At 67.1% G+C, this 13,029-nt stretch carries 10 protein-coding genes and 1 pseudogene; 4 read left to right on the top strand and 7 right to left on the bottom strand.

Going from position 1 to position 13,029, the window contains the following annotated elements:
* Nucleotides 1-23 precede the first annotated feature (23 nt).
* The 3 genes from SPI01S_RS09470 to SPI01S_RS09460 form a co-directional block, all read right to left on the bottom strand.
* Entirely contained in the window at nt 24-1,259 is a 1,236-nt protein-coding gene (locus SPI01S_RS09470; RefSeq protein WP_084253358.1) for a carbohydrate porin, read from the bottom strand.
* Between the two features lie 70 nt (nt 1,260-1,329).
* Nucleotides 1,330-1,692 carry a response regulator transcription factor gene (locus tag SPI01S_RS09465; RefSeq protein ID WP_066721546.1) on the bottom strand — a complete coding sequence of 121 codons (363 nt, stop codon included), beginning with the start codon at nt 1,690-1,692 and terminating at the stop codon, nt 1,330-1,332.
* Nucleotides 1,689-2,351 (bottom strand): sensor histidine kinase, encoded by a 663-nt coding sequence (locus SPI01S_RS09460; protein WP_066721544.1) that lies wholly within the window; start codon nt 2,349-2,351, stop codon nt 1,689-1,691. The genes SPI01S_RS09465 and SPI01S_RS09460 overlap by 4 nt, the downstream gene beginning before the upstream one ends.
* Before the next feature lie 28 nt (nt 2,352-2,379).
* Here SPI01S_RS09460 and SPI01S_RS09455 point away from each other — a divergent pair, with 28 nt between their 5' ends.
* On the top strand, nt 2,380-3,231 hold the full coding sequence (locus tag SPI01S_RS09455) for an FABP family protein (RefSeq protein WP_245653531.1): 852 nt from the start codon (nt 2,380-2,382) through the stop codon (nt 3,229-3,231).
* Nucleotides 3,231-3,626: pseudogene (locus SPI01S_RS23245) on the top strand (cytochrome c); the annotation flags it as partial. The gene SPI01S_RS09455 and the pseudogene SPI01S_RS23245, both read left to right, overlap by 1 nt.
* A gap of 147 nt (nt 3,627-3,773) precedes the next feature.
* On the opposite strand, the gene SPI01S_RS09450 reads toward SPI01S_RS23245, so the two are convergent.
* Nucleotides 3,774-4,292: a thioredoxin family protein gene (locus tag SPI01S_RS09450; protein ID WP_066721540.1), complete on the bottom strand. Its 519-nt coding sequence runs from the start codon at nt 4,290-4,292 to the stop codon at nt 3,774-3,776.
* Between the two features lie 275 nt (nt 4,293-4,567).
* On the opposite strand from SPI01S_RS09450, the gene SPI01S_RS09445 reads away from it, so the two are divergent.
* Complete coding sequence (locus SPI01S_RS09445) at nt 4,568-5,209, top strand: peroxiredoxin (RefSeq protein ID WP_066721539.1); 642 nt, start codon at nt 4,568-4,570, stop codon at nt 5,207-5,209.
* A 4-nt stretch (nt 5,210-5,213) separates the two neighbouring features.
* Nucleotides 5,214-6,014: a gamma-glutamyl-gamma-aminobutyrate hydrolase family protein gene (locus SPI01S_RS09440; RefSeq protein WP_066721537.1), complete on the top strand. Its 801-nt coding sequence runs from the start codon at nt 5,214-5,216 to the stop codon at nt 6,012-6,014.
* A gap of 237 nt (nt 6,015-6,251) precedes the next feature.
* Here SPI01S_RS09440 and SPI01S_RS09435 read toward each other — a convergent pair whose 3' ends face one another.
* Genes SPI01S_RS09435 through SPI01S_RS09425 form a run of 3 tightly spaced genes read right to left on the bottom strand, consistent with a single transcriptional unit; the run spans nt 6,252 to nt 12,843 of the window.
* The gene (locus SPI01S_RS09435) at nt 6,252-7,724 is read right to left on the bottom strand and encodes an amidohydrolase (RefSeq protein WP_373278314.1); all 1,473 of its coding nucleotides are present in this window, start codon (nt 7,722-7,724) and stop codon (nt 6,252-6,254) included.
* Between the two features lie 14 nt (nt 7,725-7,738).
* Nucleotides 7,739-9,478 carry a gamma-glutamyltransferase gene (gene ggt, locus SPI01S_RS09430; protein WP_066721533.1) on the bottom strand — a complete coding sequence of 580 codons (1,740 nt, stop codon included), beginning with the start codon at nt 9,476-9,478 and terminating at the stop codon, nt 7,739-7,741.
* Complete coding sequence (locus tag SPI01S_RS09425; protein WP_084253357.1) at nt 9,478-12,843, bottom strand: TonB-dependent receptor domain-containing protein; 3,366 nt, start codon at nt 12,841-12,843, stop codon at nt 9,478-9,480. Before SPI01S_RS09425 ends, ggt begins: the two co-directional genes overlap by 1 nt.
* Nucleotides 12,844-13,029 lie beyond the last annotated feature (186 nt).

Genomic DNA, 13,029 nt, shown 5'->3' with positions numbered 1-13,029 from the left:
GCTCCGCATCGGCAATCGAAACTTCACAGCCGCAGCGCCGTGCGCAGCCCGATCACCAGCGCATTTCCTTGCCGGGGGGCGGGCCCGGCAAGCGCATCGGGGGAGACGGGATGCACGATCCACTGGACGTTGGGCTGCAGCGACAGGGTGCCGTGCACGGCAAGCTGATAACTCGCCTCGAACGCCAGCTCGGCACCTGACGCATTCGGGCGCAGCGCCGGCGCAATCCACGCGGTGGCGACGGCAAGCCCGAGGATGTCGTCCGGCCGGGCCTTGAGGAGGCCCTTCGCAGTGATCCCGGCGTCCAGATAGCGAGCGACCGGATTGCGATCCTCGGGCGCCAGCGTCAGCCGGACAAACCCCCGCAGCTTGGGCCGGATGCGAACATCACCGATCAGGTAGACCGCACGGTTGGCGGAATGCGAGGTGCCGGCGGGCAGCCGCAGATCGGCCGCGGGTGCGAAGTTCCACCAGCCTCCCGCCACCACGGTCCACGCGGGATCCTTGCCGCCTGCGCTGCGGACGAATTCCGCGATCGCCAGCGGCTTCCCGCGGAACCGCCAGCCGGCGAGGCCGCGACGGTCTCGGCCGGTTGGGTTGGCAGCGAACAAGGCCGTGCGGAACGTGGTGCGCCCCGCCGCACCGCTGGCTGCAAGCCGCACAGCCGGCACGGCGATCGGGTAGGAAGGCCCGCCACCGGGCAGATCCAGCGCAAAGCTGCCCGGCCAGCCGAAGCTGGAATTGACGAAGAAGTTCGCAGTGGGCGCGATCGCGAATTCCTGTCCGGCCGTGAACTGGCCGACGCGCACCGATGCCGCGCCGCCCAGCTTCTGTTCGACCCACAGGTTGAACATTCGCAACGCCGGTGCAGCCTCGATCCCGCTTACGGTGAGCAGATTATCGACTCGGCTTGTGGAAAGGCCGGTGCCCTGGATCGCCTGCATGCTGCCGTGGAACGTCGCCCCGCGCCATGCCACCAGTTGCTCGAAATCGGCATCGGCGATCGCCCCCAGTCGCTGAAGATAGGCCGTGCCCCGCCGCCCGCCGCCGTCCACATCGGCATTGGTGTCGCTGGTATAGGTCAGCGTTACCGTCACTGCTTTTTGCGAACGCCGCGCCTGCTCGCCATTCTCGTCCCGATGCTGTGCCGCCTGTAGAGGCAACTCCTGACCGTAGACGGGACTGACATGGCCGACGATCAGCGCGATCGGTACCGTGCCGATACGCAGCTGGCGTGGAAAGATACAACACGTTTTCATGGCCGCATCATCTCCGACCCAACGATAGGAGCACAGCCATACTTAGATTTGTAGATGCTATAGCTTAACGCTATTGGGGCGTTACGGCCTCAATGGCATCCAGCAGCGCATCCGGATCGATGGGTTTACCGAGGAAGGCCCGCGCGCCGGCCGCCATCGCTCGTGCGCTCGCCGCTTCGGTGGGGAACGCCGTCATCACGATCAGCGGGTGTGCGCAACCGCGCCGGGCCAGTTCCACCTGCAAGTCGATCCCGGACATGCCGGGCATGTGCAGGTCGGTGACGATGCAGTCGAATTCTTCCAGCCGGTCCGGTCCAAGCAGTGCCTCGGCCGCGGCAAAGGTCCGTCCCCGCATTCCCGCCGAGCGCAGCAGGCTGTCGACGCTGCCGCGGACGGCAGGATCGTCGTCAACGATCGCGATGAGGGGGGTCACAGCGCGTCCATGTTCAGGTGGAGGCGGAAGCGCGTTCCCGGCATCGCCTGCTCCGAAACGGCAGATCCCTGCAACCGCCGCACCGTCGCGTCGATCAGCCGCGTGCCCAGACCGCTATCGCCGGACAGGCCCGATCGGCCGCAACCGCGGTCTTCCACCGCCAGCCGCAACGCACCGCCGGGGAGCGCCGCCAGCGCGACGATGACTGCACCCGGCATCGTGTCGGGATAGGCGTGCTTGCAGGCGTTGGTCACCAGTTCGGCGATCAGCACGCCCAGCGCCGCTGCCGTCTCCCCGCGCACCTCCGCCCGATCGGCGGAGACGAGCAGCGGCCGGTGCGACGGAAGGCTGCGGCCCATCTCGGCGCAGAGCTCGCGGAGATAGGCGCCGAGGTCGACCCGGTTCGACGTGTCGATCGCGTAGAGCTGGCGGTGGATGCCTGCGATCGCAGCCAGCCTTGCGCGGATACGGTCGAGGGCGGCCCGGCCAGCTGCATCCGCAACCCCCCGGGCCTCGCCTTCGACCAGGACCGACAAGAGCTGCAGATTGTTGGCGATCCGGTGATTGGCCTCGTCCGCGCCGCTGGGCGCCACGAGCGGCGGGAGCAGCGTGGCGGCCGCGTCCACGGTGTTCAAGTTCGACATCGTCATGACGCCCATCGCGCCCTCCTGCCTAGATGATCAAGCAATGGCCCGGTTCTCGCGCCGCCGCCGCCGCGCCGCCATCATACGCACGTTTAACAATGCGGTTTGCTGGAAAGCCTGGGCGGAGATGGGGGGCGTTGATACCAATGTATGGGTGCGCGCCGGCCGCTGGTCTGTACTTTTGATCGCGAGCCGCGCCGCACATCCGCGCGGATCCAGGTCATTCAGCAGGACAGCGATCATGATCCCCGCGCCGCGCGACATCTTCACCGAACCCAGTGACGTCGATCCCGATACACTTGCCAATCTTGGCCCGCTCCGCCCGTTGGCCGGCCGCTGGCGTGCCCGCAAGGGCGTGGACATGGCGCCCAAGCCGGAGGGGCCGGAGCGGCGCGTCTTCATCGAGACCATCGATTTCCAGGCGATCGACCCGCAAGCGAACGGCCCGCAGCTCTTCTATGGCCTGCGCTACCACATCCACATCACGACCGAGGAAGAGGACATCACCTTCCACGATCAGGTGGGCTATTGGCTTTGGGAGCCGGCGACGGGACTGGTGCTGCAGACCATCGCGATCCCGCGCGGCCAGGTCGCCATCGCCTCCGGCATCGCCAAGCCCGATGCAAAAGAGATCGTCGTCACGGCCAAGCGCGGCGAAACCGAATATGGCATCTGTTCGACGACCTTCCTGGACCAGGCGTTCAGGACCGACAGCTACCAGATCACGCTCAGCTTTCACGACAACGGGACGTGGAGCTACGTCACCGATACCGAGTTGATGGTAGAGGGCCACGACGCCCCCTTTCCGCACCAGGATCGAAACACCCTGCACCGGGTGGGCGAGGCGCATCCCAATCCCTGGGCCGCTATTGTGGCGCGGCGCAAGACCGCGTGATGCGCGGCTGGCTGCGACGATTGGGCTGGCGCCGGCTCGTGCCGGCAGCGCTGCTCGTGGGTGTCGCCGGCATGCTGATCGCGCTGGCGCTGAGCTGGCGGCCCGCGATCGCCCCGATTGCCCCGCCCGCTGCGGCCAGCTTCGCCCCCGAACAGGTGGCGCGCGGCGCGATGCTGGCGAAGCTCGGCGATTGCGCCGTTTGCCACACGCGCGACGGCGGCCGTCCACTCGCCGGCGGCCGTCCGCTGGCGACGCCGTTCGGCACGCTCTATTCGGACAATCTCACGCCCGATCCGGAAACCGGCATCGGCAACTGGTCCGCCGCGGCCTTCCGCCGGGCGATGAAGGACGGGGTAAGCCGCACCGGCGCACACCTCTACCCGGCGCTGCCTTATGAGCATTTCACCCATGTTCGCGACGCGGACCTGGACGCGCTCTACGCCTTCCTGATGACGCGGCGCCCGGTGCACGAAGCCGCACCGGCCAACCGGCTGATCTTCCCGCTCGGCTTCCGCCCGGAAACAAATGGTCTGAACGGCGCCTCAGCGCGTCCATTGCGCAAGCCAGTCGGCCAGCGCCTGCGGCGTGAGGCTGCGGGCATCGGCCAGCGCCGAGACACGGCCGCCGTTCAGCAGCTTGTCGGTCTTCGGATCGACGACGAGCAGCGCCGGCACGCCTTCCAGCTTGGGCCCTGCGCGGTAGCGGGTCGGAATGGCGAGGTTGCGATCGAGCCGGCCGATGTCGACCGTCACCACCTCATAGTGGCGCTCGACCCACGGCTTGAGCTTCGGCAGCTCGATCGTACCGGCGAGCAGGCGGCAATCGAGGCACCAGTTGCCGCCGAGATCGATCAGCAGCAGCTTGTGTCCCTTGAGCGCCCGCGCCTTCGCCGCCTTCACGGCCGCTTCGGCATCGGCCTTCTCGTCATAGGGCAGCGGCAGCGGCTTGGGCAGCGCTTCGAAACTGGCGACGCCGACCGCCGGTGCGCGATCCGGCGGCGGCGCAGCGGCGGGCAGCGCAAGGACACAAGCGAGCAGTGCGGCGGTAATGGAAGAGTGCATGGTTGCCCCCTGAAGGCGCGCGGGAAGCGCGACACATGCGCAACAACCTCCCATCGCGTTGATAGGATTTGAACGTACAAAATCTGTACACGCCTCCAAGCCCGGCTTTATATCGGGTCCCCTGCCCGGCCGCCGCATCCCTTGGTTCAAGCTGGGGCGCGCGGTTCGCGGTGACCAACAATGCCCTTCTGGGACCCCAATAATTTCTTCGCTACAATTCCCATCTATATAGTGGAGGTTGATGTCTGCCGGTCGTCGGCCACAGGAGGATTCCCATGTCGCTCAAGATTCTCGACACCTTCCCCGACTTCACCCAGGAATCGACGCAGGGCCCGCTCAACTTCTACGACTGGGCAGGCGACAGCTGGGTCGTGCTGTTCTCGCACCCCAAGGATTTCACGCCGGTCTGCACCACCGAGCTGGGCGCGGTCGCCAGGCTCAAGCCGGAGTTCGACAAGCGGGGCGTCAAGGCGATCGGCCTGTCGGTCGACGCGGTCGCCCAGCACCTCGCCTGGGCCGGTGACATCGCGCGGACGCAAGGAACGGCGCTCAACTTCCCGTTGATCGCCGATGTGGATCGCCGGGTCGCGACGCTGCTCGACCTGATCCATCCCAATGCCTCGGACACCAACACCGTGCGCAGCGTGTTCGTAGTCGATCCGGCCAAGCGCGTGCGACTCACCCTCACCTATCCGGCCTCGACCGGCCGCAATTTCGACGAGCTGCTGCGCACGATCGACAGCCTCCAGCTGACCGACGCGCACAAGGTTGCGACCCCGGCCGACTGGCGCCAGGGCGACGACGTGATCATCCTGCCGTCGCCGGACACCGAAGCGGCCAAGGCGCTGTTCCCCGCCGGCTGGACCGAACACACCCCCTATCTGCGCACCGTACCCCAGCCCGAAGTGGCGGACTGAGCCCATGGCCCGCTTCGTCCGCCGCGATCCCGCGCCGGCTGCCCAGCGGCCGGTGATCGGCGTCCTCTGCTGCAACGAAGTGGCGGACCGGCCGATCCAGGCGGTGGCCAGCCGCTTCATCGAGCCGCTGTCGCGGATCTCGGGGGCGACGGTGCTGCTGGTGCCTGCCCTGGTGGAGGTCGCCGACGTGGCGGCGCTCACCGGGCGCCTGGACGGGCTGCTGCTCACCGGCTCACGGTCGGACGTCGAGCCGCACCATTATGGCGGGCACGCGGTGCCCGAGTCGCATGTCGACCCCCAGCGCGATCGCGTCGCCCTCGCGCTGGCCGAGCGGATGATCGAAAGCAGCCGACCGGTATTCGGCATCTGCCGCGGGCTCCAGGAGATCAACGTGCTGTTCGGCGGTTCCCTGCGCCGTGACCTCGGCGAAGAACATCATCGCACCGGTGACATGCCGTTCGAAGCCCTGTTCGACCAGCGCCACGATGTTACGCTGACCCCGGGAGGATTGCTGGGTGGGCTCGCCGAGAATGCCCGGATCAGCGTCAACTCGGTTCACCGCGAAGGCATCGATCGACTGGGCGGCGGCCTGGCCATCGAGGCGCTCTCGCCCGAGGACGGTCTGGTCGAGGCGATCTCCGCTCGTCCGTGCGGCGCCGACGTGCTGGCCGTGCAATGGCACCCCGAATGGGACGGGGCGCAGGCACCGGCCGATCGCGCCTTTTTTGAGCGGGTTGGAGCAAGCCTGATCAGCGGGCTTGCAGATGGGCGAAATTTGCGAGCGGGGCCCTTTCGAGGGCATTGATTGCCGACCTGTGGGCGGGTCAAGGCTTGGCAGGAGGACACTGCCTGTCTGCACGACCACGCGGTGGCGCCGTTCTGGGCACGCCAATGGCCGAAGTACCTGCCGATGATCGCGTGGGATGAGTGCCTGTAGGGGCAGGTCCGGCCATATGGGCCGCTCGGCCAGGCTGACCAAGGCAGGGCCACGCCACGCAGCGAAAGTGGCGGGCCACGCGGCCTTGGCACGGCCATCCTTGTTTTATCGCGTCTTGCCCTCCCAGGCGGGCGTCGGCTTGCGATACTCCAGCGCGGGCTTGCGGTTGCCGAGAAGGGCCTCGTACCGGAAGTCGGCACCGCGCGCCTTGAGCAGTTCCGCCTTTGCCTCGGCCAGCGTCTGCGGGCTCAGGAACAGGTCGGCGGCAGTGAGCGCCATCGTCTTGGCGGCGACCACGGCGCCCTTGGTGCCGATCGAGGTGCCCGACGCGGCGACGGCCTGCCAGCTGTGCGCCGGGGTGCCGGGCACCCAGGTCGCCGTGTTCAGGCCGATCGTCGGCACCGTCCAGCTGATGTCCGACACGTCGGTCGATCCGCCGCCATCGGGGCCCCGCTCACGGCCGTCGACGGCCTGTACCGAGGCCAGCGGCTTCTGTGTCGGCAGGCTCTTCTGAAGCGTGGTTGCCCAGGCGGTTTCTTCCGGTGACCATTGCTCGCCCCCCACCCCTTCCAGGTTGCGCGTCATGACCCGCGCCAGCGTCTCGCTGGCCAGCATCGAATAGACGCCACCGGTGATTTCATGATCGGTGGTGGTCCCCGTGGCTATCGCCGCGCCTTCTGCCGCCTTGGTTACGCGCTCCCACACGCTCTTCACGATCGCCGGATCGACATTGCGGACATAATAATAGCTCTCGGCGAAATCGGGCACCACATTGGGTGCCTCGCCGGCCGACGTGATGACGTAGTGGATGCGCGTGGAGGACGGGACATGTTCGCGCAGGAAGTTGACCGCCACGTCCATCACCTCGACGCCGTCGAGCGCGGATCGGCCCTTTTCAGGCGATGCGGCGGCGTGGGCGCTGACGCCGTGGAAGCGGAACTTGCCCGAGATATTGGCCATGCTCCGGCCCGTCGATACGCCGTTGCTGTCACCGGGGTGCCAGTGGAGCACCGCAGATACGTCGTCGAACAGCCCGGCCCGCACCAGATAGACCTTGCCCGATCCACCTTCCTCGGCGGGGGAGCCATAGACGCGCAGTTCGCCCTGGACCTTGTTGGCGATCATCCACTCGCGAATGGCGATCGCCGACGCGACGCTGGCCGCGCCGAACAGGTTGTGGCCGCAACCATGTCCCGCGGCCTTGCCCGCGATTCCGGTCTTGGTCGGGTCCGTCGTCTGGGCGAGCCCGGGCAGCGCGTCATATTCCGCGAGGATGCCGATCACCGGCCCCTCGCCCTGCTTGAAGCGGGCGACGAACGCCGTGGGCATTCCCGCCACGCCGGCCTCGACCGTGAAGCCCGCCTTTTTCAGCTGTGTCTGCAACAGGGCCGAAGAGCGGTTTTCCTGATACCCGACTTCGGACCAGCCCCAGATCGTCTGCGCGGTGGCCGCCAGTTCCGGGCTACGTTTGTCGATGCCTGCGACGATCGCGCTGCGCTGCGCCTCGGGCACCACCTGCGCGAAGGCCGACATCGGGAAAAGGGCGGTCGCCAGCAGCAACCCGGTTTTGAAAGCCATTCCGTGCATCCTCCCTATTTCACGCCGACAGCGGCAGCATCCGGACGGCGGGTGTCCGCCGCGCCCAGGAAGCGGTCCCCCTCGACCATGATCGACTGGACCGATCCCATGGTGTTCGACGGCTTCACCTTGTGCCCCCTGCCTTCCAGCAGCGGCACGATATCGGGCGAAAACCCCTCTTCCAACTCGAGTGTCGCGTCCCCACCCGACTGGTTTATCCGCGGCCGCTCCGCCGCTTCGGCCACGTTCAGCCGGTGATCGATCACATTGGACAGCATCTGGACCATCGTCGCGATGATATAGCCGCCGCCGGGCGTGCCGGTGACCAGCCACGGACGGTCGTTCCTGAACACGATCATCGGCGTGATCGTCGATCCCACGCGCTTGCCCGGCACCGGCTGCGTGGCCTTGCTGTCCGCGCCGCGCCGCCCCCAGGCGAGATTGCCGAGCGAGTTGTTCAGCAGGATGCCCGTCCCGGGCGCGACGACATGCGCGCCGTAGGAGGCGGACAGCGTATAGGTGTTGCTGACCGCATTGCCGGCGGCATCCACCACCGAGAAATGCGTCGTGTCCTTGCTTTCATAGGGATAGGGATTTCCGTCCGGCAGCGACTTCGCGTCGAGCGACGCATCGACGCGGATCAGCTTTGCACGTTCGGCGGCATAGGCCTTGCTCGCCAGCCCCGTCGCCGGGGTCTGCCAGTCGGGGCCGCCACCGATCAGCCGGCGATCGGCGGAAACGATCTTCAGCGTCTCGGCCAGGAGGTGCAGGTTGGCGACGCTGCCCCAACGCTGCTCGCGCACCGGGAATCGCTCCAGGATGTTCATCGCCTCGGCAACGCTCACCCCCGACGCGGTCGGCGGCATATAGGCGATCGGCATCCCGCGATAGCTGGACCAGATCGGCTGCGACACGATGGGCTGGTAGTCGGCGAGATCCTTCTCGTCGATCACGCCCCCGCCCGCCTTCATCCCCGCCGCGATCTTCTGCGCGATCGGGCCGGTGTAGAAACCGTCACGGCCCCTGGCGGCGATGATCTTGAGCGACTGGGCCAGTTCCGGCTGCTTCCAGCGTTCCCCCGCCGCATAGGCGCTGCCATCGGGCTTGAAGAACACCCGCAGCGCCGCTGCATCATCGGCCATCGCCTTTTTCTGGTCGGCATTGGCCTGTGCCTCGTCATCGGACAGGAGCACGCCGCCCTGCGCCATCGCGATCGCCGGCGCGATCAGCGTACCCCAGGGCAGCGATCCGAAGCGACGATGCGCCTCCCACAGCCCGGCGACGGTGCCGGGGATCGCCACCCCCTTCATCGAATAGCCCTTGGCCGCGTCGAACTTGCCGTTCGCCCCCAGCAACAGATCGGGCGTCGTGTTGCGCGATGCCTGGCCGTAATAGTCGATCGCGATCGTCTGCGCCGGCTTGCCGCCCTGTGCGGCCATGTGGATCAGCATATAGCCGCCGCCGCCGATATTGCCCGCGCGCGGCAGCGTGACGGCAAGCGCGAACGCCGTGGCGATCGCCGCGTCCACGGCATTGCCGCCCTTGCGGAGGATCGCGGCACCCACCCGCGCCGCGATCGCATTCTGGCTGACGACCATCCCCTCGCGTCCGATCACGGGCTTGTGGATCTGGTCATAGGCGACGATGTCGCCGCCGGTGCCCCGCTGGGGCGACGCCGCTTCAGGCGTCTCCTGCGCGATTGCGAGGGCCGGCGCCGAAAGCGACGCCAGCGCAAGCCAGAAGCCCACCCGCATCAGAAGCTCACCCGCATGTTGGCGTACCAATAGCGCGCATAGGGATTGTAGAGCGAGCCGAGATATCCGTTCGAACTGAGCGGCGGCGCCTCGTTCGTCAGGTTTCGCACGCCGATGCGCAGTCGGTACCGCCCCTCGTCGCGGTTGCCGATCGTCACCTGACCATACAGATTGATCGTCATCTGGTCTTCCACGAGCCACGCGGCGCCGGCGCTGTCGAGCAGCCCGGTATCCTCCACATCGCTGGTATACTGGGTAAAGGCGCCCAGCTGGAACATTCCCTTTTCCCAGGTGACGGATCCGGTGGCCTTCCACCGCGGCTTGCCGTTCTGCCGCACCAGGTCGCCCGCATCGGCGATGGTCGTACCCGCATTGATCGTGCCGGCCGCGCGGGCGGAGATCAGCTCCTGGATCGGCGGCGAAGGCTGGAGGAAGAACTTGTCCAGATACGCCGCATTGGCGTTCAGCGTGATCCGGCCGATCCCGAAGTCGGGCAGCCGCCAGTTTACGCCCAGATCGATGCCCGCGGCTTCCTGCGGCAACAGGTTCACATATTTGTCGTTGACGTACAGCACACGCCCGACCGGCGCGATGCCCGAACCGGCGAACAGCGCAACGTCCTCCGCCGTCGGCGCGGCGCGGACGACATTGGCGTCGCTCGAGCCCTGCACGCGCTGCAGGTAATCGTTGATGAGCGCATTTCCTTCGCCGAACAGGCCGACGATCCCGGTCTGGTCGACATGCCAGTAATCGGCAGTGAGCGTGATCCGCCCGATGCTCGAATCCAGGAAATGCGGCTCCAGCACGATGCCTACGGTCCAGTTCTTGGACTCTTCGGGCTTCAGGTTGGGGTTGCCCGAGCGCCGTGCCGTGGTGGCGAAGCTTTGCGAGCAATTGGCGAAGCTGGAAATCGCGCCCGTGCGCAGCTGTGCCTCGCAACGGACATAGTCGGTGCGCGTGTTCGATCGCGTGACCATGGTGGCGTTGATCTGCTCCAGGTTCGGCGCCTTGAACCCTTCGGCATAGGAGCCGCGCAGGCGAATCCCGCTGACGATGTCCCACGCACCGGCGATCTTCGGCTTGGCGACCGATCCCACGTCCGAATAATGCTCGAACCGCCCGGCCAGCTGGAGCTCCAGATTGCGCACCAGCGGAATGCGCATTTCGGGCGAGATTACCGGAACCGCCAGCTCGACATAGGCGGCAGCGACCGTGCGGCGGCCCTGCGTGTCCGGCGATGGGCTGGTGCCCACCAGGTCGGAACCGTTGACCGCGCCGGTGATCGAATCGGTGAACTGGATGGTGCCGTCGACGCGCGGATCGCGATCATCGCGCTGCGTTTCCCGGCGCACTTCGCCACCGATCGCCATGCCGACATCACCGCCCGGCAGGGTGATCAGGCGAGTCGTCGACCCCTTCAGGTCCCACATCGCCAGCGTCGATTGGCTGATGCGCGTGGTCTTGATCCGAATGGCGGCAAGGGCGGCGGCATTGCTGGGCGTCGCATCCGCACCGCTGGGCGGGTTCAGGCCGCTGCCGTTGAAGGGATTATAGGCATCCGCCGTGGTCAGGTTGATCTGGCGCTGGAGCAGCGTCTGGCTGATTCCGTCGGAGGTGTCGCGCACCCGCGCTTCCGAATACAGCGCGGCGCTTTCCCAGTCGAAGCCCAGCACGCCGAAGCGGACCCCGCCCAGCAGACGGTACTGCGTATTGAGGACGTCGACGCGGTTCGGGCCGACATCGGCGAAGTTATAGCTCGACAGCACCACCGGCAGCCCGGCAGCGGGCGCGTTGATATTGGGCTGGCGGTTGGCGCTGCCGGTCGGACCGAACGGGTTGTAATAGGCATTGGCCGCGATCGTCAGCGGGCCGGACGAGAGCGTGCCGGTCGATGCCTGCACGCTGTTGCTCTTGCCGTTATAATAGCCCGCCTCCCCGAACAGCTCGAGCCCGTCGGTCAGTTCGTAATGCCCGTTCGCGAACAGGTTGATGCGGCGGATATTGGGCGTCACGTTGGTGTTGAACGCAACGGGCGCATCGAACCGCAGCTCGCGGATGCCGGCGGTGGCGCTGGTGCCGGTGGCGATGCAGTTGCTGCCGCGCACGCCCGCGCCGCCGGCCGGACAGCCGATAAAGCTGGTGGGTTGCAGGTGGAACTGGCCCGAGCTGTTGGTGATCCCCGTCGAACCCTGGCGCACCACGACGTTGTTCAGCGTCTGGAACGATCCCCAGGGCGTGATCGTCGCGCGCCCGTCGAGCGCCGTCGCGCCATCGAAGCGCGTGCCGGCGAACAGCGGGCGCTTGTCCGCCGAACGCGTGTAATCGAAGTCGCTGGCGAGCACGCCGTCGCGCTTGTCGTGGCTGGCGAAGAGCGTGAGGTTGCCGCGGCTGCCGAAATTATGGCCGACGAGCAGGTGGGTATTGGTCTCGAACAGCTGCGAATCCTCGGCCCAGCCGACCTGGCCTTCCAGCTCGACGCCGGTGAAATCGGTCTTGAGCACGGTGTTCACCACGCCCGCCACCGCATCCGATCCATAAATGGCGGCAGCGCCGTCGCGCAGCACTTCCAGCCGCTCGAGGCCAAAGACCGGGAGGGCATTGGTGTTCACCGTCATCACCGGCACCAGATTGTCGTCCGCCCGGCTGGTCGGGTGATTGACCACGCGGCGACCGTTCAGCAGCACCAGCGTGTTGCCGACGCCCAGATTGCGCAGGTTGATCGACCCCACGTCGCCGCGCGCCGCGTTCGAACTGTTGGGCAGGTACGAGCTGTTGAAACTGACATCGCCGAGCTGCGGGATCGAGCGGAACAGTTCGTCGCCCGATGTGGCGCCGGTCGCGCCGATCTGCGCCTCGTCCACCACGGTCACCGGCAGTGCCGCCGTCACCTTGCTGCCCCGGATCTGCGATCCGACGACGACGATGTCTTCCGCTGGCGCATCGCCGTTCGCTGCCTGCTCTGCACCGGCGGTCTGTGCTGCCGCCTGCTGGTCACCGCCGGGCGCCGCTACGGAGGTCTCCTGGTACAGCGCGACCGGGCGCATCGCCGGGGCCGCGTCGCGCAGCACCACGCGGACGCTGTTGGGCCCGGTGAAGCGGTAGGTATAGCGGCTGTTGGCCAGCAACAGCTCCAGCGCGGCGCGCGCCGTGTAGCGCCCGTCCAGCCGCGGCGCGGTCACGCGGCTGATCGCGGGATCGGTGAACACCAGTTGCAGCCCCGTCTGCTGCGCAACCTGTAGCAACACCGCGTCGAGCCGCCCGCCCGGCAAATGCAGTTCGTGGCGCGCGGGTCCATTGGCCTGCGCTGCAGCGGGAACCGCGACAAAGGCCGCAACGGTGACGAGAAGCAACCCGCGTGTGTTCATATAGTGACCCCCTGTGCCCATGCCGATTGCCCGGCATTTCAATTTCATGACGCCGCGCAGCACGACACGCGAACCTGCCTCCGCGAATTAATTTGAGGTGTTGCACCGCGGCACGGTTCGCCTTTGCGCCAAAGGCGCGTCATGACAGGGAAAATGCGGGCATCGCGTCCGATGGGGGAAACAGGC

Source organism: Sphingomonas pituitosa NBRC 102491, assembly GCF_001598435.1.
Taxonomy (GTDB): Bacteria; Pseudomonadota; Alphaproteobacteria; order Sphingomonadales; family Sphingomonadaceae; genus Sphingomonas; species Sphingomonas pituitosa.
This window is presented reverse-complemented; position numbering and strand designations above follow the sequence as displayed.

Excerpts from the sequence above, each read along its gene's own strand:
- SPI01S_RS09470 (WP_084253358.1), bottom strand. The coding sequence starts at position 1,259 with ATGAAAACGTGTTGTATCTTTCCACGCCAGCTGCGTATCGGCACGGTA.
- SPI01S_RS09460 (WP_066721544.1), bottom strand. The coding sequence starts at position 2,351 with ATGGGCGTCATGACGATGTCGAACTTGAACACCGTGGACGCGGCCGCC.
- SPI01S_RS09455 (WP_245653531.1), top strand. The coding sequence starts at position 2,380 with ATGGCCCGGTTCTCGCGCCGCCGCCGCCGCGCCGCCATCATACGCACG.
- SPI01S_RS09450 (WP_066721540.1), bottom strand. The coding sequence starts at position 4,292 with ATGCACTCTTCCATTACCGCCGCACTGCTCGCTTGTGTCCTTGCGCTG.
- SPI01S_RS09445 (WP_066721539.1), top strand. The coding sequence starts at position 4,568 with ATGTCGCTCAAGATTCTCGACACCTTCCCCGACTTCACCCAGGAATCG.
- SPI01S_RS09440 (WP_066721537.1), top strand. The coding sequence starts at position 5,214 with ATGGCCCGCTTCGTCCGCCGCGATCCCGCGCCGGCTGCCCAGCGGCCG.
- SPI01S_RS09435 (WP_373278314.1), bottom strand. The coding sequence starts at position 7,724 with ATGGCTTTCAAAACCGGGTTGCTGCTGGCGACCGCCCTTTTCCCGATG.
- ggt (WP_066721533.1), bottom strand. The coding sequence starts at position 9,478 with ATGCGGGTGGGCTTCTGGCTTGCGCTGGCGTCGCTTTCGGCGCCGGCC.
- SPI01S_RS09425 (WP_084253357.1), bottom strand. The coding sequence starts at position 12,843 with ATGAACACACGCGGGTTGCTTCTCGTCACCGTTGCGGCCTTTGTCGCG.